This window comes from Sinomicrobium halophytocola, assembly GCF_052983395.1.
The window spans coordinates 29,084-52,227 of sequence record NZ_JBRKIT010000031.1 but is presented as its reverse complement, the minus strand read 5'-3'; the positions used below and the strand labels follow the sequence as shown (position 1 = coordinate 52,227).

General features: G+C 43.9%; 19 protein-coding genes. 11 read left to right on the top strand and 8 right to left on the bottom strand.

Annotated elements, in window-relative coordinates; genetic code table 11:
- Positions 1–70: 70 nt before the first annotated feature.
- A complete protein-coding gene (locus tag ACVBDY_RS12745) occupies positions 71–1,219 on the bottom strand; it encodes a cysteine desulfurase family protein (protein WP_447175855.1) in 1,149 nt (382 codons plus the stop codon).
- A 172-nt stretch (positions 1,220–1,391) separates the two neighbouring features.
- On the opposite strand from ACVBDY_RS12745, the gene ACVBDY_RS12740 reads away from it, so the two are divergent.
- Positions 1,392–2,351, top strand: coding sequence for a hypothetical protein (locus tag ACVBDY_RS12740; protein WP_447175854.1), 960 nt, complete (start codon positions 1,392–1,394; stop codon positions 2,349–2,351).
- A gap of 142 nt (positions 2,352–2,493) precedes the next feature.
- On the opposite strand, the gene ACVBDY_RS12735 is transcribed toward ACVBDY_RS12740, so the two are convergent.
- Entirely contained in the window at positions 2,494–3,504 is a 1,011-nt protein-coding gene (locus ACVBDY_RS12735) for a 3-oxoacyl-ACP synthase III family protein (protein WP_447175853.1), read from the bottom strand.
- A 191-nt stretch (positions 3,505–3,695) separates the two neighbouring features.
- Here ACVBDY_RS12735 and ACVBDY_RS12730 point away from each other — a divergent pair, with 191 nt between their 5' ends.
- Both ACVBDY_RS12730 and ACVBDY_RS12725 read left to right on the top strand, forming a co-directional pair.
- On the top strand, positions 3,696–4,901 hold the full coding sequence (locus ACVBDY_RS12730; RefSeq protein ID WP_447175852.1) for a heparan-alpha-glucosaminide N-acetyltransferase domain-containing protein: 1,206 nt from the start codon (positions 3,696–3,698) through the stop codon (positions 4,899–4,901).
- A gap of 141 nt (positions 4,902–5,042) precedes the next feature.
- The gene (locus ACVBDY_RS12725; protein ID WP_447175851.1) at positions 5,043–7,466 is read left to right on the top strand and encodes an alpha/beta hydrolase family protein; all 2,424 of its coding nucleotides are present in this window, start codon (positions 5,043–5,045) and stop codon (positions 7,464–7,466) included.
- A gap of 78 nt (positions 7,467–7,544) precedes the next feature.
- On the opposite strand, the gene ACVBDY_RS12720 is transcribed toward ACVBDY_RS12725, so the two are convergent.
- From ACVBDY_RS12720 to ACVBDY_RS12710, 3 genes are all read right to left on the bottom strand, one after another.
- Positions 7,545–8,273 carry an MIP/aquaporin family protein gene (locus ACVBDY_RS12720; protein WP_447175850.1) on the bottom strand — a complete coding sequence of 243 codons (729 nt, stop codon included), beginning with the start codon at positions 8,271–8,273 and terminating at the stop codon, positions 7,545–7,547.
- A 217-nt stretch (positions 8,274–8,490) separates the two neighbouring features.
- Positions 8,491–9,978: a glycerol kinase GlpK gene (gene glpK, locus ACVBDY_RS12715; protein ID WP_447175849.1), complete on the bottom strand. Its 1,488-nt coding sequence runs from the start codon at positions 9,976–9,978 to the stop codon at positions 8,491–8,493.
- A 288-nt stretch (positions 9,979–10,266) separates the two neighbouring features.
- Positions 10,267–11,847, bottom strand: a complete 1,581-nt coding sequence (locus ACVBDY_RS12710; RefSeq protein ID WP_447175848.1) for a glycerol-3-phosphate dehydrogenase/oxidase — start codon at positions 11,845–11,847, stop codon at positions 10,267–10,269.
- Positions 11,848–12,151: 304 nt separating this feature from the next.
- Between ACVBDY_RS12710 and ACVBDY_RS12705 the strand changes: the two genes are divergently transcribed.
- The gene (locus tag ACVBDY_RS12705; RefSeq protein ID WP_447175847.1) at positions 12,152–12,907 is read left to right on the top strand and encodes a DeoR/GlpR family DNA-binding transcription regulator; all 756 of its coding nucleotides are present in this window, start codon (positions 12,152–12,154) and stop codon (positions 12,905–12,907) included.
- A 105-nt stretch (positions 12,908–13,012) separates the two neighbouring features.
- Here ACVBDY_RS12705 and ACVBDY_RS12700 read toward each other — a convergent pair whose 3' ends face one another.
- Complete coding sequence (locus tag ACVBDY_RS12700; protein ID WP_447175846.1) at positions 13,013–13,498, bottom strand: hypothetical protein; 486 nt, start codon at positions 13,496–13,498, stop codon at positions 13,013–13,015.
- Between the two features lie 242 nt (positions 13,499–13,740).
- Between ACVBDY_RS12700 and htpG the strand changes: the two genes are divergently transcribed.
- The 3 genes from htpG to ACVBDY_RS12685 all read left to right on the top strand — a co-directional run bounded on the left by htpG (position 13,741) and on the right by ACVBDY_RS12685 (position 17,029).
- Positions 13,741–15,621 (top strand): molecular chaperone HtpG, encoded by a 1,881-nt coding sequence (htpG, locus tag ACVBDY_RS12695; RefSeq protein WP_447175845.1) that lies wholly within the window; start codon positions 13,741–13,743, stop codon positions 15,619–15,621.
- Between the two features lie 188 nt (positions 15,622–15,809).
- Complete coding sequence (locus ACVBDY_RS12690; RefSeq protein WP_447175844.1) at positions 15,810–16,448, top strand: MOSC domain-containing protein; 639 nt, start codon at positions 15,810–15,812, stop codon at positions 16,446–16,448.
- A gap of 113 nt (positions 16,449–16,561) precedes the next feature.
- Positions 16,562–17,029: a hypothetical protein gene (locus ACVBDY_RS12685; protein ID WP_447175843.1), complete on the top strand. Its 468-nt coding sequence runs from the start codon at positions 16,562–16,564 to the stop codon at positions 17,027–17,029.
- A 176-nt stretch (positions 17,030–17,205) separates the two neighbouring features.
- Here ACVBDY_RS12685 and ACVBDY_RS12680 read toward each other — a convergent pair whose 3' ends face one another.
- Positions 17,206–17,814 carry a T9SS type A sorting domain-containing protein gene (locus tag ACVBDY_RS12680; protein ID WP_447175842.1) on the bottom strand — a complete coding sequence of 203 codons (609 nt, stop codon included), beginning with the start codon at positions 17,812–17,814 and terminating at the stop codon, positions 17,206–17,208.
- A gap of 232 nt (positions 17,815–18,046) precedes the next feature.
- Between ACVBDY_RS12680 and ACVBDY_RS12675 the strand changes: the two genes are divergently transcribed.
- Entirely contained in the window at positions 18,047–18,931 is an 885-nt protein-coding gene (locus ACVBDY_RS12675; protein WP_447175841.1) for an AraC family transcriptional regulator, read from the top strand.
- A gap of 38 nt (positions 18,932–18,969) precedes the next feature.
- Positions 18,970–19,575 carry an alpha-ketoglutarate-dependent dioxygenase AlkB family protein gene (locus ACVBDY_RS12670; protein WP_447175840.1) on the top strand — a complete coding sequence of 202 codons (606 nt, stop codon included), beginning with the start codon at positions 18,970–18,972 and terminating at the stop codon, positions 19,573–19,575.
- A gap of 203 nt (positions 19,576–19,778) precedes the next feature.
- Here ACVBDY_RS12670 and ACVBDY_RS12665 read toward each other — a convergent pair whose 3' ends face one another.
- The gene (locus ACVBDY_RS12665; RefSeq protein WP_447175839.1) at positions 19,779–20,555 is read right to left on the bottom strand and encodes a S1/P1 nuclease; all 777 of its coding nucleotides are present in this window, start codon (positions 20,553–20,555) and stop codon (positions 19,779–19,781) included.
- A 307-nt stretch (positions 20,556–20,862) separates the two neighbouring features.
- On the opposite strand from ACVBDY_RS12665, the gene ACVBDY_RS12660 reads away from it, so the two are divergent.
- Together ACVBDY_RS12660 and ACVBDY_RS12655 are read left to right on the top strand one after the other, a co-directional pair.
- Entirely contained in the window at positions 20,863–22,212 is a 1,350-nt protein-coding gene (locus ACVBDY_RS12660) for a serine hydrolase (RefSeq protein ID WP_447175838.1), read from the top strand.
- Positions 22,213–22,317: 105 nt separating this feature from the next.
- Positions 22,318–23,127, top strand: coding sequence for an HAD family hydrolase (locus tag ACVBDY_RS12655; RefSeq protein WP_447175837.1), 810 nt, complete (start codon positions 22,318–22,320; stop codon positions 23,125–23,127).
- The last annotated feature ends 17 nt before the right edge of the window (positions 23,128–23,144 follow it).

Below are 23,144 nucleotides of genomic sequence, written 5' to 3'. Positions count from 1 at the left end.
TGCATAAATAATAAAATGGCATAATACCGGATTTCGATATATATGCCATTTTTAGATCTTCGGAAGAAAATTAACTTTCCCGGAATTCTTTCAGGGTGTTCACCACGTAATCCAACTCTTCTTTTGTATTAAAGGTAGAAAATGAAAATCTCAGAGAAGGTTTTTGTAATTGCTCTTCAGTGAGTATGGCACTGAGCACATGCGATCCGGTAAGACTACCGCTCTGGCAGGCACTGCCTTCGGAACAGGCTATACCTTTTAGGTCGAGATGAAACAGCAGCATTTGCGCTTTTTCCTTACTAAACGGCAAACGAACGTTCACTAGGGTATAGGTACTCCTGTTATCGTCAGCACATCCTCCGTTAAATTCCACACCGGGGATTTTCTCTCCCAGTTTTGCTATAAAATAATTTTTAAGGTCTCTTATATAGGTTCTTTCCTCTTCCAGGTGATGGTATGCCAATCTCAGGGCTTCTTCCATTCCCACGATATTGTGTACACTTTCCGTTCCGGCACGGTATCCTCTTTCCTGTTCACCTCCGAAAATAAGGGGATTCAGCCCGGATTTTTTGCGGATATACGCAAAACCCACTCCTTTCGGGCCATGAAATTTATGCGCCGCAGCGGCGAGGAAATCTACCCGGGTCTTTTGAGTATCCCATTCCCAATGTCCTATGGACTGCACGGCATCCGAATGGAACAAGGCCTCATTTTCCTTACATATCCGTGCAACCTCATCAATATCTATTTTATTTCCGATCTCGTTATTCACATGCATCAGGCTCACCAGTTTTTTGCTGTCGTCGTTCCGAAGCAACCATTCCAGGTGTTCGTTGTTTGGCGTACCATCCGGGTCCGGCACCACATACTTTACAGTAATAGCGTATTCCTTTTGCAGTTGCTCTACCGTATGCAACACGGCATGATGTTCTGTTTTAGAAGTAATGACAGTTTGTATTCCAAGATCCCGAACAGCGCTTCGGAGGACCATATTATCAGCTTCTGTACCGCCGGAGGTAAAAATAATCTCGGAGGGAGAGGCATTGAGATATCCGGCTATGGTTTTACGCGCCTTTTCGATCAATGTCCGGGCCGAACGTCCGAAACTATGTGTAGAAGAAGGGTTACCGTAGTTTTCCCTGAGCGATGTACCAAGCACGTCCAGCACCTCGTCCCGTGTCCTTGTCGTAGCAGCATTATCCAGGTATATCTTATCCATTGGCTGTTAAAATTATATGGAATATTATCCGTTATACATACATTTCCACTACTTTTGTTTCGGAAATGCCGGTGCAAATTTAAGGGTTTTGCCCGGAAAAGACAGGATGCTTATTTATTTAAAAAATACCGGCCTGTCAGAAAGCGATACTATTACTATGAAACATATTTTTATGAAAAGTACTTTCTTTGGAATACTGCCTGCTATTGTATTCCTCGCCGGCTGCAATGATGGCGACCTGGAAATAGAACGTGTGGATTTTTCCGAAAGCAGTATTACAGGTTGCGATAACTTCGAAGACACGGGGCTTTTGTTTAAAATTGCGGAAAATGAAGCCCTCCTGCTGCAACTGGAATCAGATTTTCTAAGGAACAGGATCACTGCGGATAGTATTGAAAGTGACATTCCCGGAAGCTCTCAACTATATTATCGTTTTTTTGACGATGCCGTAACCAATGATTATTTCTGCAACACTGTTCCTCCTTCCACTCCAACAGTACAGCAGGAGGTCGTAGCTACAGGCGGTATTATACGTGCCCTCTCCACCCCTAAATCGGACGGAACCGGGTTTAATCACGGTATCGTAATACACGGGGCGGTACTGGTGAACGATGCCGGGGAACGGGTTATAGAAAACAGGTTCGCCCTGGGCACATATACAACCTCTATACCCAATGCAGCCATCGGTGCTACATATAACGATATCGTACACTGTAACGACACACTTCTATACAAAGCAGGTACGGATAATACGGACAGGGGGATAGCCCTGGTACTGGACCTGGAAGAAGGTTTATTTCTCAACGAAGAAACGGAAGAGGACAGTCCCATTGTCAGTACCATCGGTGAAGAAGGTTCACGAGTACTCTTTTATATATACGACGGTGAAGTGCCCGACAATTATTTCTGCCTGGAGGAAAAACCGGAAACCCCTGTACAATTAGCGCGATATGAAGCAATTCAGGGTGAAATAACCATCACCACGACAGAAACGAGCGACAGAACCGGTTTTATTCACCAGATCAACTTCCAGAAAATGATCTTGTTAAATGCCGATGAAGAAAGGCTCGTGGCACAAAATGCCGCTTTCGGAACATATACGGTGACTACCGAAGAAGAGGATACTCCTTAACAAGTAAATACTCCGAACCGAAAGTTGGCGGAGAATGCTTAATATATGGCAAAATCCTGTATCGGCAGGAATTGAATTTCCCCGGTTTTATCCCGTTCCGGGAATTTAAACTTTCAGAATACTTGTTTAGCCTGATCGGACACTACCATCTGATAATGGCGCTTCCCCAGGTAAATCCACTACCAAAGGCAGCGAGTACCACAATGTCTCCTTCTTTTATTTTTCCCTCTTCCCATGCTTCGGTAAGGGCAATCGGAATAGAGGCAGCGGTAGTATTTCCGTATTTCTGGATATTGTTATAAACCTGGTCATCAGATAATCCGAATTTCTGCTGAATGAACTGCGAGATCCGCAGGTTGGCCTGGTGTGGGATCAACATGTTTATATCCCCGGGTTTCAGGTTATTTTGTTTCAATCCTTCCATAATCACTTCACTGAACCTCACAACGGCATTCTTAAAGACAAACTGGCCGTTCATATGCGGATAATACGAAATATCTTCCGGATCGTTTTCTTCGAGGATATCCTTCACCCAACGCCCTCCCATTCCCGGAGCGGTAAGCGCCAGCTCTTCCGCGTGCTCACCTTCGGAGTGGAGATGTGTGGACAAAATTCCCCTGGTATTATCTTCTTCCCTTGTGATTACAGCAGCCCCTGCCCCGTCACCGAAGATCACGGACACTGCTCTACCACGACTGGTCATATCCAATCCGGTGGAATGTAGTTCGGAACCTATAACCAGGATATTTCTATACATTCCGGTTTTTATGAACTGATCGGCCACGGAAAGTGCATAGACAAAACCCGAGCACTGGTTTCTTACATCCAGGGCGCCAATGGTTTTTATGCCAAGTTCCTTCTGTACCATTACCCCCGGCCCGGGAAAATAATAATCCGGACTTAGGGTTGCAAATACAATAAAATCTATATCCTCTTTATCTATTCCGGCCCTTTCTATAGCCACTTTCGCAGCCTTCACTCCCATAGTAGCCGTAGTATCACCGTCACCCCGGACTACATGGCGCCTTTCCTTTATTCCGGTACGCTCCTGTATCCACTCGTCATTAGTATCCATTATTTTGGAGAGATCGTCATTTGTTACCACATTCCCAGGGACATAATACCCCAGACCGGAAATTTTAGAGTTATACATTTTTTTCTGTTTTAAGATATCTTTTTTTATTAAAATCGAAATCAGGGATGCAATTTAACTTAAATTTAGTGAAAATGTACGACTTACAACTTATAAAAAATCCTTACTTAAACTCGTATATTTTATGGCAGGGTCTTTAAGAACATGAATTAATCCGTTAAAAACCGCTATATTTAATTTTTTTAAAAACTATGCAGACCACACCTCAGGTACCAACCAAGACACGAATAGCTTCCATAGATATAATGAGGGGACTTACCCTCTTTCTCATGTTGTTTGTCAATGACCTGTTTGTACCGGGCGTCCCCAAATGGCTGGTACATACACAGGCAACAGAAGACGGAATGGGTTTGGCCGACTGGGTATTTCCCGGCTTTCTGTTTATGGTTGGCCTTTCTATTCCGTTCGCCTTTTTATCAAGAAAAAAAAGAGGTGAAAACAAAAGAAAGATATTCCTTCATATTATAGGAAGGACAATGAGTTTGCTTATTATCGGGGTTTTTATGGTGAATGTTTCCACGCTGAACCCACAACTTACGGGTATAGGCACTTACACCTGGGCTATCCTGGTATACCTATGTATCTTCCTTATCTGGAATAAATATCCGGAAAAGACGGGGAAACAAAAATTATATCGAAGTCTCCGTTTAACGGGTATTGCAGGGCTAATACTGTTGGCCTTTCTCTTCCGGGCAGGAACAGCGGAAGACCCGGAATGGATTTCCCCGCAGTGGTGGGGTATACTGGGACTCATCGGATGGGGATATTTTGCAGCGGCCGTTACATTTTTACTAACCGGGGAGAACCTGAAAAGTATTTTTGCGATCTGGATAGGTTTTATCGCATTGAACATCTTCTCCCAACTCGATTTGTTAATCTTTTTAAACCCCATTCAACCCTATTTCGGGGTATTACTTAGCGGCACCACACCCTCCATTGTACTTTGCGGCCTCCTGACCGGAGTTATTTTAAAGAGAAATAAGGACCATTTCACAAAGCTGCTCCGTATCCTGATCCCTTTTGGTATTCTAATCCTTTTCACAGGATTTGTATTGAGAAACTGGTTTATCCTTTCCAAAATTTCGGGTACACCTTCATGGGCAATGGTTTGTAACGGCATTAGTATTCTCGTGTTTTGTATATTATTTTACATCATAGACTTCCGGAAAGTCACTTCGTGGTGCGGCATATTTTTGCCGGTAGGGCAGAACTCCCTGACCACCTATCTGGCTCCGGATATTTTATATTTTATTCTTTGGGGATTCCACCTCCCTTTCTTCTTTTACAAACAGGAACATTCCCCGCTCCTGGCCGTTATTGGTTCCGTAGCATGGGCCCTGGCCATGATTGGCCTCGCCCGGTTGTTATCCAGGGGTGGAATCCGTTTGAAATTATAAGAAGTAAAGCAGTTATATATCGGTGTTTCAATAATCCTCTTTTCATTTTCCCTGACCTGCACATTTATTTCATTTTAAGAAATATTTAAGTTTATTTATAGCTTTTTTTAGCAACTTTACCAGAATTCTAAAATTCCACTAATGAAACTAAAACTATTCTTCTCCTCGCTTGTCTGTGCCGGTTTCTCCCTTTTTTCCCCGGCACAAGAGAACCTGACGTATCAAAAACCACCGAAAGAAATCCTGGAACTGGTGGACATTCAACGACCTCCTTCCGTGCTCATAGACAATAACAAGGAAAATATGCTATTGCTATACCGCAACAGTTACAAAACCATAGCGGAACTGTCCGAAGATGAACTTCGTCTTGCCGGTCTTCGTATCAATCCTAAAACCAATATCTCCAGCAGGGCCGTATTTATCAACAATATAAAATACAAGAAATTAAAGGACCCGGAACCCAAACAGGTTACCGGGCTTCCGGAAAATCCCAGGTTATCCTACTTTACCCCTTCCCCGGACGAAAAGAAAATAGCCTTCACCAACACCACCGATACCGGGGTAGAAATTTGGGTACTGGACATGGCAAGCGGAACAGCAAAAAAACTGACCGATGCCCGCGCCAATGCCAATATGGGCAATCCACTTAGCTGGTTTAAGGACGGAAAATCTCTCCTTGTACGGATGCTCCCGGCAAACAGACCGGCTCTTATAGACATAGAAGAAGCTGTACCTACCGGGCCAACTGTAACAGTGAGCAGTGGCATTCTCGCCCAAAACCGGACCTACCAGGACCTGCTGAAAAGTAAAGCCGACGAATTCAATTTTGAAACCCTTACTACTTCGGAACTATACAGAGTAGACCTGGAAGGCAATCAGTCCCTCTGGAAAGAAAAGGCCATGTACTCAGGCGAACGCTTCTCCCCTGACGGAAAATATGTAATGATAACAGCCCTGCACCGCCCGTTTTCCTACATAGTTCCATTCTACCGTTTCCCTTCAACAACCAATATATATGACCTGGACGGGAACCTGGTAAAAACCGTGGAAGAAACTCCTCTTATAGAAGACCTCCCCAAAGGTTTTATGGCAACAAAACAAGGAAAGAGAAGTATTTCGTGGCGTGCGGACAAACCTGCTACCATAGTATGGGTGGAAGCCCTCGATGGTGGTGATCCGGAAAAAGAAGTTCCTTTCCGGGATGAAGTATTTACCCTGGAAGCCCCGTTTAAAGGAAATCCGGAATCCCTGGTAAAGACCATCAACAGGTTCTCCGGAATCACCTGGGGAAATGACCGGGTTGCGGTTCTGACAGACAGGTGGTGGAACGACCGGAATACGAAAACCTATATATTCAATCCTTCTCAAGCGGGAAAAGAAGCTAAAGTAGTATTTGACCGGAATTATCAGGATAAATACAGTGACCCCGGAAACTTTGAAACGGAGAAAAACGAATACGGCCAGTATGCCCTGAAACTGGATGGTAACAGCGCCTTTCTTATCGGAGACGGGTATTCGGATAAAGGTCAGTTTCCGTTTCTTGATGAAATTAGCCTGACCAGTCTTAAAAAGAACCGCCTGTATCAATCGCAATTCACGGACAAACTGGAAAACATCCACTCCGTAATCGATGCCGGAAAAGGAGAAATACTGGTGCGTATCGAATCTAAAAACGAATACCCTAACTATTACCTCCGCAACCTGAAAAAACGTATAGCGCCGGTTGCCGTAACCAATTTTAAAAATCCTTTCCAAAGTATTGAAAATGTACACAAAGAGGTCATCACCTACAAAAGGGACGACGGACTGGAACTGAGCGGCACCCTGTACCTGCCCGAAGGTTATGATACGGATAAAAAAGAAAAGCTGCCGATGATCCTCTGGGCTTACCCCAGGGAATACAAAGACAAAAGCAGTGCCGCGCAAACAACGTCCAATCCCAACTCCTTTACTTTCCCTTCTTACGGTTCTCCCGTGTACTGGGTAACCCGGGGATATGTTGTTCTCGATGGTGCCGCCTTCCCCATCATAGGAGAAGGGGACAAGGAACCGAATGACACCTTCCGTGAACAACTCGTGGCCAATGCCAAAGCAGCCATAGATGCGGTAGACGCCCTGGGATATGTGGACCGGGAAAGAGTAGCTGTAGGCGGACATTCTTACGGTGCCTTCATGACCGCCAACCTGCTTACACATTCCGATCTGTTCGCAGCGGGAATAGCACGTAGCGGGGCTTATAACCGTACCCTTACTCCTTTCGGCTTTCAAAGCGAGGAACGAAATTACTGGGAAGCCCCGGAAATCTATAACGGCATGTCGCCTTTTATGCATGCGGATAAAATGAAAACTCCCTTACTGCTCATTCACGGGAATGCAGACAACAATTCCGGAACCTACCCTATGCAGAGCGAACGTTATTTCAATGCCCTGAAAGGTTTCGGCGCCCCTGCCCGACTGGTCATGTTACCTAAAGAAAGTCACGGTTATGCCGCCATGGAATCTATTTTACACATTTTGTGGGAACAGGATCAATGGCTGGAAAAATATGTGAAGAATAAAGAATAGACAGGAGTACATATCTGTAATTCCGGCCTGAGCCCGGGAAAGTACCAAAGACAAACGGCATCTTTCCGGGCTCAGCTTTTATTGAAGCGCCATAAAAAGAACCGCCGCCAGAACACACCCCACAACAGGACCGATCACGGGGACCCAGGCATAAGACCAGTCATTTCCTCCTTTTGTTTTTATAGGCAATATGGCATGCATAATCCTCGGTCCGAGATCCCTGGCCGGGTTAATGGCATACCCGGTAGTACCCCCGAGTGACAAACCAATGGCCCATACCAGAAAAGCAACAGGGATCGCGCCTACAGACCCAAGCCCTATAGGTTCTGCAGAAGACGTTATTTCCGCCCCGGTGATATAAAAAATAGTAAAAAGCAAAACAAAGGTACCAACCACTTCACTGATAAAGTTAGAAGAATATCTTCTGATTGCCGGCCCCGTACAAAAAACAGCCAGTATTGCTCCTTTATCTTCTGTGCGGTTAAAATGGTCCCGGTACATAAGCCATACCAGGAAAGCCCCTGCCATAGCTCCCAACACCTGGGCTACAATGTAAGATACCACACTCCCCCAGGCAAATTGCCCCGTGACAGCTAATGCAATAGTTACCGCAGGGTTTATATGGGCACCGCTATATGGTGCTGCCACGGTTACGCCCACAAAAACGGCCAGGGCCCAGGCGGTGGAAATGACAATCCACCCCCCGCTATTTCCTTTCGTATCCTTCAGTACAACATTGGCAACAACTCCGTCCCCCAAAAGAATGAGGAGCATAGTCCCTAAAAATTCAGCCACAAATGGTGTCATGTATATTATGAATATATTTCGGGTTAAACATTTTTTTACATATCACGGTTAGTAAATGACAAAAATTTAATTTCGATAACTCCTCTCCCGAAAGCTTTCGGGATTGTTACCCCGACCCTAAAGGGGGCAAATTGTTTTCCGGTCAAATTATTCAAAAAAACGATTTTTGTCATGTACTAAAATATCACGAACGAGAACGATCCCAGTTCCTAAAATTTTATTCGCTCCAGCTTCGTGTGGCCTTGATAGCCTTTTTCCAACCGGCAATTCCTTCTTTCATATCTTTGTCCGGATCGGGAGTAAAGGTTTTCTCCATCTGCCACAACTGTTGTATTTCATCGATATTTTTCCAGTACCCGGTTGCCAGTCCGGCGAGGTAAGCCGCTCCCAGGGCTGTTGTCTCTACAACATTGGGCCTTATGACATCGCATTGCAGGAGATCGGATTGAAACTGCATCAACAAATTGTTTACGGCTGCACCGCCGTCTACGCGAAGTTCTTTGATCTTCAGCCCGGCATCGGCCTGCATGGCATTCAGCACATCGGCTGTCTGGTATGCTATGGATTCCAGTGCCGCGCGGGCTATATGGGCGGATGTCGTACCCCGGCTCAACCCCACCATAGTGCCCCGGGCATCCGGATCCCAGTGGGGGGCTCCCAGCCCGGCAAAGGCGGGAACAAAATATACGCCGTCGGTGTCTTTCACTTGTGTGGCCAGTTGTTCTATTTCATCGGACGACCGGATAAACTTCAGGCCGTCCCGGAGCCATTGTACAACGGCACCGGCTATAAAAATACTGCCTTCCAGGGCGTATTGCGTTTTACCGTCGATCTTCCATGCCACGGTAGTAAGCAGATTATTTTCAGAAAGTTTAGGTTTGTCCCCGATGTTCATCAACATGAAACATCCTGTACCGTAAGTATTCTTTACCATCCCCGGGGTAATACACATCTGCCCGAAAAGTGCCGCCTGTTGATCTCCTCCTATACCGGCAATGGGAATAGGCGTAGCAAATACCGTGGTCTTGGAATGCCCGTATACTTCACTGGATTGTTTTACTTCCGGTAACATGCTTCGCGGAATGGTAAACAGTTCCAGTAATTCGTCGTCCCATTCCATACTGTTGATATTGAAAAGTAAGGTCCGGGATGCATTGGTCACATCGGTTATGTGCAGTTCTCCCTTGGTAAAGTTCCAGATGATCCAGCTATCCACCGTGCCACAAACCAGGTCGCCTGCTTCTGCTTTTTCCCTGGCCCCGGGAACATTATCCAGTATCCATTTCACCTTAGTCGCAGAGAAATACGAGTCTATGATCAATCCGGTTTTTTGGCGTATGAGTTCCTCTTTCCCCTGCTTTTTCAGTTCCGCACAATACCCGGCGGTACGGCGGTCCTGCCAGACAATGGCATTGTATACGGGAGTACCGGTGTTCCGGTCCCAAACAATAACCGTTTCCCGCTGATTGGTAATTCCCATTGCGGCAATGCTCTTACCGTTCAGGCCTATCTTGGTTACCACCTCTGCCGCTACTCCTGCCTGGGTAGACCATATTTCCAACGCGTTGTGCTCCACCCAGCCCGGTTTGGGGAATATCTGGGTAAATTCTTTCTGCGCTACGGAAACGATCTGTCCCTTTTCATCAAAGAGGATCGCCCTGGAACTGGTAGTACCCTGGTCTAAAGCTAAAATATATTGTTTCATAGTATCGGGTTATTTAGGATAGACTGTATTGAACTCATCTTGACTTTTCTGTTTATTTTTTTAAGCTAAAATGTTTAGTACATGACAAAAATTTAATTTCCATAACCCCTCTCCCGAAAGTCCCGATGAATATCGGGACGAGAAAAAACAGCTCCCTTTAGGCAATGTCATTTAGTTAAGCATTTATCTTTTTTTGTTTTGTAAACCACGGCACTTTCGCCAGTCCGAACTTTAGCGTGTATACTCGGGTGTTTGTGTTTATCCAATGGTCTGCGTTGTCATGTCCCTTCACTCAATAATATAATTCCGGGCTACTTTTTCAAAGGCGTGTACCTGTTCTTTTTGCCATTGCTCATCCTTACCCAGCTCTATAGCCAGTAATTCTGCTGTTTTCCCTGCCATTCGCACTGCAGCCCTGGCATCCAGGAAGAGTGCCCTGGTCCGCCTTGCCAGTACATCTTCTACTGTTCTGGCCATTTCGTAGCGGGCAGCCCATACTACCTCGGCTTTCCTGTAAGGAAGAGCATCATCCAGCTTTTCTCCTAATGCGGGATTTTCTTCGGTCAGTGCCAAAACGTGTTCCCGGTCGCTTCCGTAAACATACAAAGGATCGTTAAAGTCCGGCGATGGTTTTGCTCCATGAATGGCCATTGCAGCACTTTTGCTGTCTTGTTTCGGTAATTTCCCCAATGTCACGGCTTTATCTATGGTATCTTCTCCCATCCTCCGAAAAGTCGTCCATTTTCCCCCGGTTATGGTAAGGAGTCCTGCTTCCGATACCAATATTTTATGACTCCTGGAAATTTCCTTCGTTTTCCCTGAATCTCCCTCGGTAGCAGCAAGCGGCCTCAATCCTGCAAATACGGACAGAACATCCTCCCGGACCGGTTTTTTGGTAAGGTATCGTTCGGCCGTCCTCAGTATAAACACTATTTCTTCTTCCAGGGCTTGAGGTTCCAGGCTGTGTTCATCCAGGGGGGTATCCGTAGTCCCCACCACTACTTTATTGTGCCACGGCACGGCAAAAAGCACCCTGCCATCATCTGTTTTCGGTATCATAACCGCATCTTCCCCGGGGAGAAAGGATTTATCGAGTACAAGATGTACCCCCTGACTGGGACGCACGAGGTCTTTACTCCCGGGTGTCTCCATGCGCAGAATGTTATCCACAAATATACCTGTGGCATTCACCACCACACTTCCCCGGAGATCATATACCTTCCCTGTTTCCTTATCGGTAGCTATAACGCCGTCTATACTATCATTTTTTTTCAGCAATCCGCTAACTTCCGTATAATTAAGTACTACTGCCCCATGCTCTACACAGGTTTGGGCAAGGTTTACCGCCAGGCGGGAATCATCGAACTGTCCGTCGTGATACAGCACACCACCTCGCAATCCTTTCTGTTTGATTGTCGGCACCCTCCGCAACGCTTCATCTTTTCGGATATATACCGAAGAGCCAAGACTAAGGCTTCCAGCAAGAAGGTCGTACACTTTCAAACCGACGGTATAAAAAGCACCTCCCCACCAACGGTAATTGGGAATGACAAACGACTGGTTCTTCACCAGGTGCGGCGCATTTTTAAGCAACAGCCCTCTTTCGCGCAGGGCTTCCCTTACCAATCCTATATTTCCCTGTGCCAGGTAGCGGACACCTCCGTGAACCAGTTTGGTACTACGGCTGGATGTTCCCTTGGCAAAGTCGGCCTGCTCCAATATCAGGGTTTTGTACCCGCGGCTTACACTGTCCAGGGCGACCCCAAGCCCTGTTGCTCCACCACCGATAACAATAACATCCCATTTCTCATTTTTTTCCAGTTCCCTGAGCAATTCTTCCCTCCGGAACAGTATAGTTTCATTACTCATCCTTTTCTTTTCATTTTTTACAAAAAAGTTTCATTTACTAATAAATACATTAATAACGAAACTTTTCAAAAGTAAATGATATTTGCTAATTCCCCAAAAAAATCCTTTATTTTTTATTCATCTAAATATTTCCGGCCATTATCAACTTTATTCTTCAATAAAACACATCATACACCTCTCAAATAACATGCCCCGACATTATTTCTTTTTATTTCATTTAAATTCATTTTGCATTTCGATTTATTATTCATTTTACGGTTTTATCAAACTTTTATGTATTTTTACCACTGAAAACGGGCTTTTTATGATGAACAGACACAAACAGATACTGGATAAACTGGCTAAAGAAAAGCATGTGGAAGTTCTGGAACTCAGCAAGGAGCTTCAAACATCTGCCGTTACCATACGTAAGGATCTGCGCCTGCTGGAAGAAAAAGGACTATTGTTCCGTACCCACGGCGGGGCTTCACTCGAAAATCCGTATGTGAATGACAGGCATGTCCACGAAAAAGAGAAAGTACAGACCGAAGAGAAGAAAGCCATAGCCGCAGCAGCGGCCAGACTGGTGGATACTGCCGAATCCATTATCATTGCATCGGGCACTACCGTACTTGCTTTTGCAAGGGCAATTCAGCCTAAAGAAAAACTTATCGTTATTACCTCTGCTCTCAATGTTGCCATGGAGTTGCTGAGGCATCCCAATATCGAAGTGTTACAGCTCGGCGGCTATACCCGGCACAGTTCCTCTTCGGTAACCGGGCATTACGCGGAAATGATACTGGAAGAAACTTCCTGTAACAAACTCTTTATAGGTGTAGATGGCATAGACCTGGACTTCGGGCTTACAACTACCGATATTACCGAGGCTCACCTCAACCAGAAGATGATACGCTCCGCACAGGAAGTTATTGTTCTTGCTGATGCCACGAAATTCGGAAAGAAAGGTTTCGGGAAAATATGCGAACTGGACCAGGTAGACCATATCATCACGGATAAAAGCATCTCGCCCGCTTTAGTCAAGAAATTACGGGACCAGGGGATTATGGTTACTGTTGTTTAATCTAGCAGATTTCAGGTAAATGCAGATCCCTTATACGAGTAATACTCCTGAAAAACAGCAACAAGCAATTTAACCATATACTGTCAAGTCTCGTATGAATATTAATCATTCTTTTTCATACACCTTTCTAACGGTAACCGGATACTCGAATCCCCAATCCGGCTCTCTGCTTTCGATTATCAATTGAGAATTATTTTCAGTAAACCAGATCTTAAAACTACCATTTAAAGGTCCTCTTCCCCCATCTTTTTCATCCGCATAGAATCTATATATACTATCTGAAACTATTTCCCATGTCCCTTCTTTTTCTCCTTCACTGAGACATTCAACCGTCTCATAATCCAGATCAAACCTTTCATATGTATATATGCCTTCTTCAGAAAATCTCATTCTTAATTCCAGTTCACACATTTCTATTATCGGCGAAAGCGGGGGTTGATCTTCCAAAACAGCAAATTCATCAATAAATTGCCACTTACCTATAATAGGGCTTTCGGACATTTTAAAACCTTCGTCATCATCGTTACTACACGCGGACAATAATCCGAGTAAGGCAAAAGCTTTAATTCCATTAAGTAATGTTCTCATCATATAAAGTTGGATTTAGACACAAACATAAAAATAATCTTCTTTCCTCGGGAAAGAAAATTAGTATTCATTTTTCTCATCGGTCCTGAAAAGATTGATAAATAACACAAAGATTACTTAACAAGATCATATGAACAATCATTAACTCCTATTCCATTAAAATGCCACTTTGTCACCTCCTCCTGCATTGGTACTTTTTTTGAAACTGCCCTTGAGAAGAAAATCACTATTAAAATTCTAATAAAATGACAACCGGAAATATCAATGTATCTGTAGAGAACATTTTTCCGCTGATCAAGAAATTCTTGTACAGCGACCATGAGATCTTTTTGAGGGAACTTATTTCCAATGCCACGGATGCTACCTTAAAGTTAAAACACCTTACAAGTATCGGCGAGGCCAAGGTAGAATATGGAAATCCCGTTATTGAAGTTAAAATAGACAAGGAAGGTAAAAAACTTCATATCCTGGACCAGGGTATCGGTATGACAGCCGATGAAGTACAAAAGTACATCAACGAAGTCGCTTTTTCCGGAGCTGAAGAATTCCTGGAAAAATACAAGGATTCCAAAGATACCGGGATCATCGGCCATTTCGGCCTCGGGTTTTACTCTGCTTTTATGGTAGCCAAAAAGGTAGAGATCATTACCAAATCTTTTACTGATGCCCCTGCTGCACACTGGACATGTGACGGCAGCCCGCAATTCACCCTGGAAGAATCGGACAAGAAAGACAGGGGAACCGAAATTATACTGCACATAGCGGACGATTCCACCGAATTCCTCGAAGAGAGCAAAATACGTGAACTATTGGTTAAATACAATAAGTTCATGCCTGTTCCGATCAAGTTCGGCACCAGGACGGAAACCCTGCCGAAACCGGAAGACGCCAAAGAAGAAGATCCGGCACCTACCGAAGAAGTAGACAATATTATAAACAATACGGAACCGGCGTGGACAAAGCAACCGGCCGATCTCAAGGATGAAGATTATAAAAATTTCTACCGCGAGTTGTACCCGATGCAGTTCGAAGAACCGCTTTTTCATATCCACCTGAATGTAGATTACCCGTTTAACCTGACAGGTATCCTCTTTTTCCCGAAACTGACAAACGACCTCAGCATTCAAAAGGATAAGATACAACTTTACCAGAACCAGGTTTTTGTTACGGATAACGTAGAAGGTATTGTTCCGGAATTCCTCACCATGCTCAAAGGGGTTATCGATTCTCCGGACATTCCGCTGAACGTGTCAAGGAGTTATCTTCAGGCAGACGGTAATGTTAAGAAAATATCGAACTACATCACCAGGAAAGTTGCGGATAAACTCAGTTCCCTGTTCAAGGACAACCGGGAAGACTTTGAGAAAAAATGGAACGACATCAAGATCGTTATTGAATACGGTATGCTCTCCGAAGAAAAATTCTTTGAGAAAGCCGATAAGTTTGCGCTGTATCCAACGGTAGATAACACCTTCTATACTTTTGAAGAACTGCGTGAGAAGGTCAAGGACAACCAGACGGACAAAGATGACAAACTGGTTATACTGTACACCAACAATAAGGAGGAACAGCACGGTTATGTAGAAGAAGCCAAAGCGAAAGGTTATGAAGTATTGCTCCTGGATTCTCCTATCGTAGCCCACCTCATCCAAAAACTGGAAACAGAGAAAGAGAACATCTCTTTTGTAAGGGTAGATTCCGAACCTATTGACAATATCATTAAGAAGGACGAAGAAAAGATATCCAAACTTTCGGATGAGGAAAAAGATAAACTGAAAGAGATTATCACCGAGGCTGTTCCGAAAGAAAAATATACGGTACAGATAGAGGCCATGGACAGTAACGCCGCTCCTTTCCTCATCACCCAGCCGGAGTTTATGCGAAGGATGAAAGAAATGAGCGCAACCGGTGGTGGCATGTTCGGTATGAGCCATATGCCTGAAATGTACAACCTTGTGGTGAATACCAACAACGAACTGGTTTCGCAGATATTAAACACCAAAACCAAGCCTAAACAGGAAAGACTTATCAGGCAATCCCTGGACCTGGCACGGCTGTCACAAGGACTTCTGAAGGGCGAAGAGCTCACTAATTTTATCAGGAGAAGTTTTGACATGATAAAATAGACACAAAGCAATCAGGACAGGACTGTCTTTAATTTTTCATAGCTTCCGGTTCGTCCTTCTGCTATACATTTGAAAAACCGCCTCGGGATTCCCCTGGGCGGTTTTTTGTTTATCCGGGGTAAGATTTCGTATATAAATTCCCGGAAGATTTCCGGTTTTTTTTCGTTTTTTCACCGTAATTTTACGATATGAAAGTCATTGCCGTTAATATCGCCAAACCCACAACCATTCAATGGAAAGGGAAAGAAGTGCTTACCGGTATCTATAAATACCCGGTGTCTTCATCCATATTACTGGAAAAGAAAGATGTTCGGGGCGATGCGGTAGTTGACCGGAAATATCACGGCGGCACGGACAAAGCCTGTTATGCTTTTTCTTCAGATCATTATCCATACTGGAAACAGCGCTACCCCGACCTGGAATGGAGCTGGGGTATGTTCGGAGAAAATCTTACCATCGAAGGACTGGACGAATCCCGTTTACACATCGGCGACATCCTTAAAATCGGGAATGCTACCGTACAGGTAACGCAACCCAGGCAACCCTGCTTTAAGCTGGGCATAAAATTCGACAGCCAGAAAGTGCTTAAAGACTTTATCGCTTACGAACGTCCCGGGGCTTATCTGCGTATCCTTACGCCGGGTACCGTTAAAGCGGGAGACCTTGTGAAAATTATAGAACAGGACCCACAGCGATTTAGCCTGCAGGAAGTATTTTCCCTGCTCTACAAACCTGTTCCTGACCATATCCCACAGATCACATCACATCCTTTACTGGCAGAAAGCTGTAAAAAAGACCTGGACCGTATATTTTCCAGGATCTCCTAATATATCTTCCCCTGGCCGGAAAGGGATTACTTACAGCCTTGTATGAATGGTATTTTTTTGTATCTTTATAAGGCACGGCCTTTTACCTGAAAACTTCTGCAATTTCAAAAGAGATGAAAAACCTGTTTAAAAAATTAAAACTGGAAAATCAAAAGGAGATCCTGGTCCTGAACGAACCTAAAGGATTTGCAAAACAACTGGCTGAACTGGTGGGTATCGAAGTATACGAATCCCTGGTACAGGTCAACAAGGTGGAGTTTGCCCTGGTTTTTGTGACTACCATCAAACAATTTGAACAGCAGATGCTTACCCTGGGGCCCAAACTCAAAGACGATGTTGTACTGTGGGTAGCGCATCCCAGGACAATTTCACAAAATTACACCACCGATATCACCAATGCCTATGACTGGGCTCCCCTGACCAGAAATTCTTATGACAGTGTGGACAGTCTGACTATCAATAAAGACTGGGAAGCGCTGCGCTTCAGAAAACTGGAATATATTCGTTCAGGCCGCAACAATCACCATTCCGATAAAATGGAAGGCAAAGATATCCGGCCGGATACTTCAGCTACTTCATAAACAATAGTGTGGTGCAATGTCCGGATGCTTTTTCCGGGGTACATTAACTGATCAACTATCGTATATTGAAATATCAAACGAAAAGAGGCCGCAATAACTTGCAGCCCCTTTCGCTTTAAAATCAATCAATCTATTAAAAAACCCAATATTATTAATCTTTTTCTTTTCCCGTTTATTTAGGACTTTGCAGGTTTTACTTTTTCTACAAAGGTTTTGTTTTTGTGGGTCATTACCAGGGTGTATGTACCGTTGTTTACATTAGAGAAATCGTACATTTTGCCCAGTTCGTAGCTACCTTTTAATGTTTCCTGGTAAAGGAGGTTACTATTAGCGTCATAAACCTCTACATGAAGCGGGGATTTGTCAAGACTCAAAAGGTTTACATAAACCATTTTGTTCCTTACGGACACAATAGGCTTGTACATTTCGTTGTTTTCGTTGTAGTACAATTTAGCGGAGTGTGCATCTACTATTATAGGATACCTTTTCACTTTAGTAGCGCTTTCCACTTCGAGAAAATATTGTCCTTCGGGCAATCTGTCGAAGTTATAGGTTCTTTTGTATTCTCCGTCAATTTCGATGTTCTCTGCATACAACACCCTGTTGTTTTTGTCGATAAGGGAGAGTCCTACGGATTTCTGCACGTTGTTAACAACAAAACTCACAGTTTTCCCCTCATATCCTTTTACTTCCAAAGAGAAGTCCAGTTCTCCTGTCTTAGCTCCGGCTGTCACCACCATAAACATTAAAGCGGCAACGATACTGATCTTGGTTAACTTTTTCATAACAGCAATTTTTTTAATTAAACAGATTAGGTTTTGTTGACGATGTAAAAGTACTACGGGTACCACAATCTCACTACTCTTAAATTTTCCAATATATATGCTATTTTAACCCCATACCTATGTTAAGTGAATGTTAAGGTTAATATTTCATATATTATTGTTAACTTTGCATATAAATCAACAAAATCACTGATTTATTTTTAGTATATTTTCACTCTAAAAAGGCATCACTATGGAACTAAAGAATTTAAAGCCATCGTTCGAGGTTATACACCCGTCTTTTGGTAATTCCTTTTCCTATACGAGGTACAGCCAGAAAAAAAATAACAAGGCCAGGATATGGCATTACCACCCGGAGATCGAACTCGTATATGTAAATGGTGGTGCCGGAAAAAGACAGATAGGTAGCCATATATCCTATTATACGGAAGGAGACCTTATACTTATAGGAAGTAATCTCCCCCATTGCGGTTTTACAGATAAACTTACCGGTAACAAAAGTGAGACCGTGATACAGATGAAACCCAATTTTCTGGGCAATGATTTCCTGGAAAGACCGGAGATGAAAAATGTACAGAGTATTTTTGATCGTGCCAAAGGAGGGATAGCCTTTTACGGAGATACTAAAAAGGAGATCGGCAAAAAAATAGAGGGGATGTCCATGCAATCGCAATTCAACAGACTGCTCACTATCCTTAGCGTACTGCACGATCTGCAGGATTCCAAGGAATATAAGATCCTTAATGCAGCGGAAAGTTTTTCCATGGAAACCGAAGTTCAGGATAATGAAAGGATAAACCGGGTATTCAACTTTGTCAAAGACAACTATCAAAGACAAATACCCCTGGACGAAGTCGCGGAATTGGTAAGCATGACCGTACCTTCCTTTTGCCGTTATTTTAAAAAGATAAACAATAAGACATTTACCAAGTTTGTCAATGAATACCGGCTGGTGCACGCCTCAAAACTCCTGGCGGAAAAACCCATGAGCATCACCGAAATATGTTTGGAGAGCGGTTTTAACAATTTTTCGCATTTTAATAAGTCCTTCAAGGAGTTTACCGGTAAGAGCCCGTCCGAATACAGACATGAGCTCCAGGCTGTTTTCAGCTGGTAGGACATTATGAGAAAATATACACACCAATACCTGTTACCTTGTATAAAAATTCCACATACCGACTTCCGCTCAAAGATGCCGAAGTGTTGTACTATCCGGGAATCTTCTCTATGGAGAGATCTCTTTTCTACTATCAATCCCTGATGGAAAAAGCCCTTTGGCAGCAGGACGAAATAACACTTTTCGGAAAAACCCATCCGCAACCCAGGCTCACTGCCCTGTATGCGGATAACCTTGCCCCTTATTCTTATTCGGGCATTACCATGCACCCACATCCTTTTTTCCCGGAACTGGCAGAGATCAAAGAAAAAGTAGAATCCGTATGCGGGGAAAGTTTCACTTCCTGCCTATTGAACCTTTATCGCAGCGGGAAGGACAGCAACGGATGGCATGCGGACGATGAGCGCGAGCTTGGCCCCAACCCCGTAATAGCCTCCGTAAGCCTGGGAGGAGAACGCTATTTTCACTTTAAACACAAAAAGGAAAAAGAACTCCGGCACAAAATTTTACTGGAAAACGGAAGCCTGTTGCTTATGAAAGGGAGTACGCAACATCATTGGTTACACCAGATACCCAAAACCGCGAAGAAAATAGGTCCCAGGATAAACCTCACTTTCAGAAACATCCTGATACCCGGAAAATAAGAATACAGATAAAAAAAACCGTCCGCCAGGAGCGGACGTTGTATGTTTTATTCCCTGAAAAGAAAACTAATCACTGCCTTTAATACGACCGGGATATCGGTATTAATTTCCTTGCTTTTAGCCTTCATCTATATGAACACAATCATCATGCCAAAATTGGAAAATGCTTGTTTTTCAAATAAAACCACCGATTTTTCCGAATATTAACCCAATATATCATTAAGCACCCTTGCCAGGCGAAGTCCCCCTTTTTGCAGTTGCTCTTTCACTGTGTTAAAATGATCGTACATATATCTGTATCCAAGTTTTTCCCCTATTTCAGCCGAGGCATACACCTCATCGGCAAGGTTACGCGATTCTTCCATCCAATCCAGAACAGTTCCCTGCTGCATGTGCCTTACTTCCTGTTTTGAGATATCCGGATAACTGTTTGCAATTTCGGTATAACTCATTTTATACTGATCTATCATTTTAGAATCCCATACACTATGGAGATTAGTCCCGTTGTTAAACCAGCGTACCTGTATATCATTCCCCCCTTTGTCTTCCGCCCTGCCCGCGTGTAGCGGCTGATGCAGATCGCCTATAAAATGGATCAAGAGTTTCAGGTGAAAGACTTTGTCCTTATCATCGGCATTATCGTCTTTAATTACGGTAATACATTTTTCTATTGCGGTAACCAGGTCCCCGTATTCACTTGCAGGTTCTTCCCCGTATTGTTTTCCCGGGGTAATGTTTACATAGTGCCAGGCGCTGTATTTCCGGAAACGGCTATCCGATTTTATATCGTCCGCATGATTGGCCACAACAGCCAGGCTCTCCCCATGCAGCAATTTACTTATCTTCCTTTTGGTGCGACCACTCAGATATTGTTCTGCGATCTCACCGACTACCCGGTGTCCCGTAGGTCCCCAGACTACACTATTTGCCCAGGCCACATGCCCTATAAACAATAAGAGTAAAATAACGGCTCCCTTCATAATGTTTTGCTGTTTGGTTTATTTTGTTTCGAAAGACTTCAAAAGTAAGATATCTTTATCAAAGGGAGGGAACAGGAGAAAGTTAAAATTATGTGTCGTTCTTCCGGATTTACACTCCTCCCAGTAATCTCGAAAATATTCATAAAACAGAAAAAATCGAGGTCTTTATCATTGGAACACAGGAATTACAGTAAATTAAACAAAATTTCACTGTAGTCCTTATAAAAAAGTTGCCGGAATTTCCAACACAACTTTAACATTCTTAACTTTGTCGCGCAAACCTGATTACTACCAACAATAATGATTCATGATACGGACAAAAAAGATGAGGCATCTGTCCACCTTTGCACTATTGGCTCTCACCGGGCAATGGTGCCTTGCCCAGATACCGGAACCTATAAAGAATGAAATAAAAACAAGGGTGGATAACGGCATCTACCCTTCCGTAGTTGTCGGCGTATGGGAAGAAGGGAAAGAAGCTTACTTTACCTACGGATTTAAAAATGCGGAGCGAAAAGAAAAAGCAGACCGGAACACCTTATACGAAATAGGTTCTATTACCAAGACCTATACGGGGCTGCTCCTCGCAAAATTTGTAACGGAAGGGAAACTGGCTCTTGATTTTCCAGCCGACACACTTCTTCCGGACAGCATACGACTGAGAGATCGCAAAGGTAATCCGATACTGCTGAAACAACTGGCTACACATACATCCGGATTACCACGCCTTCCGGGAAATATGGCTCCGGAATCCATGAATAATCCTTACCGGGATTATACCAGGGAAGATCTTCTGGCATTTTTAAAACAATACCAGGCCACGCATATAGGAGCGCGGTACGGATATTCCAACCTGGGTATGGCCCTGCTTGGGGAAATCCTGGCTATGCAAGGTAAAACCGACTACGCTTCCCTTCTCCGGAAAAGCATACTCTCTCCTTTAAAACTGGAACACACGTACATTAAAATCCCTGAGGAGCAGACTCCTAACAGTGCTACTGGTTATCTGGGTAATCGTCCGGTAAGTCAATGGGATTTTAAGACAATGGCAGGTGCGGGAGCACTAAAAACCAATGTTACCGACCTGTTACATTACGGCAAATCTTATCTGGACCCGGAAAATCCCCTGAAAAAAGCGGCCAACCTTACCCTGCAAACACATTACACGGACAGAAATCACAAAAAATACGGCCTCACCTGGCATTACTCGGGAGGGATTGCTTATCACAATGGGGGTACCGGGGGCTTTCGCTCCTTTATTGCCCTGAATCCCGAAAGAAAAAAAGTTGTAGTGATGATAACCAACACCGGCAGCAATTCCGTAGACGATATGGGTATGTACCTGGCCGCTCCGGAAAAACAAAAACTTCCGGCTACCCCGAAAGCCAAAGACATAGATCCCAAAATGTTGCAGAACTATGCCGGAAGCTATCAAAATAACGGCGTGGGGCTGCACATGGAAATCACCATAAAGAATGACACCTTATATGCCCGCATCCCCGGACAACCTGAACTTCCGGTATATTACTACGGAGATCATCATTTCTTTTATAAAAATGTCCTTGCAAGGCTTTTTTTCGAAGCGGATGAAAACGGTACTGTCGTTGGACTCAACCTGCAACAAAACGGACAGGAAATATTGCTTATCAAAAATTAGAAACACCCATGATCCGCGATTAAAAGCATCATAAAATCATATCCCGGAAGTTTGATATCCGGGATATATTCGCTTTATTGCGCCGCAAAAACTGCAAGTACTTTTATGGCCTACAAAATACTCTTTTCAGACATAGACGGCACTTTACTGAATGCCGAAAGGAATTTATCCAAACTCACCGTTAGTGAGATCGGCAGGATTCGCGAACAAATACCCGTAATCCTCGTTTCGGCAAGGATGCCTAAACAAATGTACCACCTGCAGGACAAACTGGGGATACGCCATACACCATTGATCTCTTATAACGGCGCCTTGGTGTTGGTTGATGACAATCCTATTCATTCCACAGAAATCCCCCTGAATGCCATAAAACAGATTGTGGACTTTAATGACAATAACCCGGACGGAAAATTTCACATCAGCCTTTTCAATACCAACTCGTGGTATGTGGAAGAATATGACTACTGGGCTCAACGCGAAGAAAACAACACAAAGATAAGCCCGGAAATAAGACCGAACAGACAGGTAGTAAAGGAATGGGAATCCGTGCAAAAAGGCGCACACAAAATAACGTGTATGGGAGATGCGGCATTGATAGAAAAGGCCTATCAACATTTTAAAGAGCACCTTGGGGAAGACCTGCACCTCTATCGTTCCAAAGACACCTATATTGAGATCGCCAGCAAGCAAGTCTCCAAACTAACCGGAATACAAAAGCTGCTGACACATTACAACATTCTCCTGGAAGAAGCCATTGCGTTTGGCGACAATTACAACGATACGGAAATGATTGCCGCAGTCGGTCATGGTGTGGCCGTAGCCAACGCGCGGGATGAAGTAAAAGCCATTGCAAAAGCAATAACGGCCCACCACAAAGAAGACGGGGTAGCTCAATATATCCGGAAGATGTTTTAAGGTTATACAGGCCGGAA

What these genes read in the sequence shown, in the direction of transcription:
- ACVBDY_RS12745 (WP_447175855.1), bottom strand. Translation starts at nt 1,219, where the DNA reads ATGGATAAGATATACCTGGATAATGCTGCTACGACAAGGACACGGGAC.
- ACVBDY_RS12740 (WP_447175854.1), top strand. Translation starts at nt 1,392, where the DNA reads ATGAAAAGTACTTTCTTTGGAATACTGCCTGCTATTGTATTCCTCGCC.
- ACVBDY_RS12735 (WP_447175853.1), bottom strand. Translation starts at nt 3,504, where the DNA reads ATGTATAACTCTAAAATTTCCGGTCTGGGGTATTATGTCCCTGGGAAT.
- ACVBDY_RS12730 (WP_447175852.1), top strand. Translation starts at nt 3,696, where the DNA reads ATGCAGACCACACCTCAGGTACCAACCAAGACACGAATAGCTTCCATA.
- ACVBDY_RS12725 (WP_447175851.1), top strand. Translation starts at nt 5,043, where the DNA reads ATGAAACTAAAACTATTCTTCTCCTCGCTTGTCTGTGCCGGTTTCTCC.
- ACVBDY_RS12720 (WP_447175850.1), bottom strand. Translation starts at nt 8,273, where the DNA reads ATGACACCATTTGTGGCTGAATTTTTAGGGACTATGCTCCTCATTCTT.
- glpK (WP_447175849.1), bottom strand. Translation starts at nt 9,978, where the DNA reads ATGAAACAATATATTTTAGCTTTAGACCAGGGTACTACCAGTTCCAGG.
- ACVBDY_RS12710 (WP_447175848.1), bottom strand. Translation starts at nt 11,847, where the DNA reads ATGAGTAATGAAACTATACTGTTCCGGAGGGAAGAATTGCTCAGGGAA.
- ACVBDY_RS12705 (WP_447175847.1), top strand. Translation starts at nt 12,152, where the DNA reads ATGATGAACAGACACAAACAGATACTGGATAAACTGGCTAAAGAAAAG.
- ACVBDY_RS12700 (WP_447175846.1), bottom strand. Translation starts at nt 13,498, where the DNA reads ATGATGAGAACATTACTTAATGGAATTAAAGCTTTTGCCTTACTCGGA.
- htpG (WP_447175845.1), top strand. Translation starts at nt 13,741, where the DNA reads ATGACAACCGGAAATATCAATGTATCTGTAGAGAACATTTTTCCGCTG.
- ACVBDY_RS12690 (WP_447175844.1), top strand. Translation starts at nt 15,810, where the DNA reads ATGAAAGTCATTGCCGTTAATATCGCCAAACCCACAACCATTCAATGG.
- ACVBDY_RS12685 (WP_447175843.1), top strand. Translation starts at nt 16,562, where the DNA reads ATGAAAAACCTGTTTAAAAAATTAAAACTGGAAAATCAAAAGGAGATC.
- ACVBDY_RS12680 (WP_447175842.1), bottom strand. Translation starts at nt 17,814, where the DNA reads ATGAAAAAGTTAACCAAGATCAGTATCGTTGCCGCTTTAATGTTTATG.
- ACVBDY_RS12675 (WP_447175841.1), top strand. Translation starts at nt 18,047, where the DNA reads ATGGAACTAAAGAATTTAAAGCCATCGTTCGAGGTTATACACCCGTCT.
- ACVBDY_RS12665 (WP_447175839.1), bottom strand. Translation starts at nt 20,555, where the DNA reads ATGAAGGGAGCCGTTATTTTACTCTTATTGTTTATAGGGCATGTGGCC.
- ACVBDY_RS12660 (WP_447175838.1), top strand. Translation starts at nt 20,863, where the DNA reads ATGATACGGACAAAAAAGATGAGGCATCTGTCCACCTTTGCACTATTG.
- ACVBDY_RS12655 (WP_447175837.1), top strand. Translation starts at nt 22,318, where the DNA reads ATGGCCTACAAAATACTCTTTTCAGACATAGACGGCACTTTACTGAAT.